The organism is Microcystis sp. M53603_WE2 (genome assembly GCF_030065435.1).
This window is the reverse complement of sequence record NZ_JASJFF010001201.1, coordinates 1-2,007: the sequence shown is the minus strand read 5'-3', so window position 1 is coordinate 2,007 and position 2,007 is coordinate 1. Positions and strand designations below refer to the sequence as shown.

General features: G+C 42.1%; 1 protein-coding gene. It reads right to left on the bottom strand.

The annotated features are described in order from the left end of the window. Positions 1-946 precede the first annotated feature (946 nt). Positions 947-1,966 carry a long-chain acyl-[acyl-carrier-protein] reductase gene (locus PX481_RS25180; RefSeq protein ID WP_002759660.1) on the bottom strand — a complete coding sequence of 340 codons (1,020 nt, stop codon included), beginning with the start codon at positions 1,964-1,966 and terminating at the stop codon, positions 947-949. Positions 1,967-2,007 lie beyond the last annotated feature (41 nt).

The following is a 2,007-nucleotide window of genomic DNA, read 5'->3' as shown; positions in this document are numbered from 1 at the left end:
GGGTTTGCTGAAAAAGCTTTTCCTGGGGGCAGGGTGTGGGGTGTGGGGTGTGGGGTGTGGGGTTTTACCCATTTTCAGGGGGTCAATTACCTAATTTTCAGGGAAAAAGTCCCTGAATTTTCCCCCCAATCACTCCAAAGGTCGGCACTTTTTGAGGGAAAACAAGTCTAAAAACCCTATCCAACAAGGTTTTTAGATTTATTCAGCAAACCCTAATTATTATTAGATTTCTTGCATAATTAATTTTTGAGAGTTCAAACTCACCGTTCGCTCATTTCTCGAACCGAAAATTTGATAAATTGTCTCAAACACAGTCTAGCAAACGCATTGAGCGTTCTATTCGAATATTTATTAGTACAAAAAAACCATTTGGAAGTTAACGAATTGATCAGGGTTTGAGCGAGTCAATTGGCGATCGCATTCTCGGATTTTCTGCTTACCTTATTCGCTAAAAAGCATACAGGATAAAGGTTCCAGCAATTTTAAAACCCTTCCCTTAAAAAATTAAGCGAACAATGAGTCGAAGGCTCTGCCTTAAAGTAGTATTCAGGTAGAACCTCAACAAAGCGTTCCCAGGTAGAACTTGGGAACGAGCTAAAAATCAGCCCCACATCTCTATAATTCCCCCAAAAGCCCTGAGAAACTATCAAAGAGATCGGACTGATCTGTTAAGGGAGTTCTCTTCCTTGCCACTCTTAGGATTTTTCTTAACAAAACTTAACAATTGATGGCAAAATTTTGCTTGCTTTTGTCGGCAGATTTTGGGATAATATTTTTAAAAGAGTTTATTCATAATGGTAATCTAAGCGTTTCGCTGTAAACACGACCATCCCATTATAAAACAATCATAACCCAAGCCGCTGGCAAAGTCAAGCGCTCACTCCTAATTATTTGTCGCCTAAAACTTCTAATTCCGTGGTCGGTGGGGGGGGGTTGGGGATATTAATTAAAATAACAAAGGTTGAAACCCGTGTTTGCGGGAAGCTGCGCCGATTTGTTCCATTTTAGGGACGGTAATTTGATTGCGTCCCCAGGAAAAATTAGTTTGCCAACCCTCCAACTCCAATAAAATCGCCTCAGCAAAACAGGCAAACATTTGACGAGAGGGAATATCCATATTAACGATTTTCATAATTTTCCAGTCAATATCGAGGGAATGCTCGACAATGCCGCCCTTAATCACCGAAATATCGGGGGCATTTAATACCATGCCTAAATTTTTCGGATAACCACCATCAATAATAATGCAGGGGCGCTTAAGTTTATCTAGATCAATTTCCACCCCTTTAGGCATACTAGCCACCCAAACAATGATATCAGCCAGGGGTAAAGCCTCCTCTAGGGGGAGAATTTTACCGCGTCCTAACTCCTCTTGCAGAGATTGTAAACGCTCTTGATTGCGTGCCACATAGATTAGTTCTTTTGTATCGGTTTTTTCATTTAACCAACGACAAACAGCGCTGCCGATATCTCCGGTGGCCCCACAAACCACGACGGTAGATTGAGCTAAATCGATGCCCATTTTTTCAGCGAGGGTTTCCACCTGAGTGCAGATGACGTAAGCGGTGTGGGTGTTACCGGTGGTAAAACGGCCAAAATCTAGCTCGATATTCCGCACCTGTCGATTATCTTTGAGATTAAACTCCTCGAAAATAATTGAAGAAAAACCGCCGAGTGCGGTGATATTGATATCACTTTTTTGAGCGAGTGCCATGGCATTTAGCACCTTACGAATAGCAGACTTTACCCAACGATGCGACAACATCTCCGGTAAAAAACAGGATTCGATGTATTTACCCGTGATGGTTTGTCCCGTGATGCTGGTGACATGAAAATCATCGACAATTTGCGGGGGGGCAGCACACCAAAAATCTAATCCCTGGTTAGCATATTCAGGATAACCTAGATCGTCGGCGACCGATTGGGCGTGTTCTAAACTGGTAAGATGACCTATAAGACCAAACATTGATTGTTCTTTCGTTAGACTAGATGGCACTAGATAAAAAT

Coding starts and splice junctions, on each gene's coding strand:
- PX481_RS25180 (WP_002759660.1), bottom strand. CDS start 1,966: ATGTTTGGTCTTATAGGTCATCTTACCAGTTTAGAACACGCCCAATCG.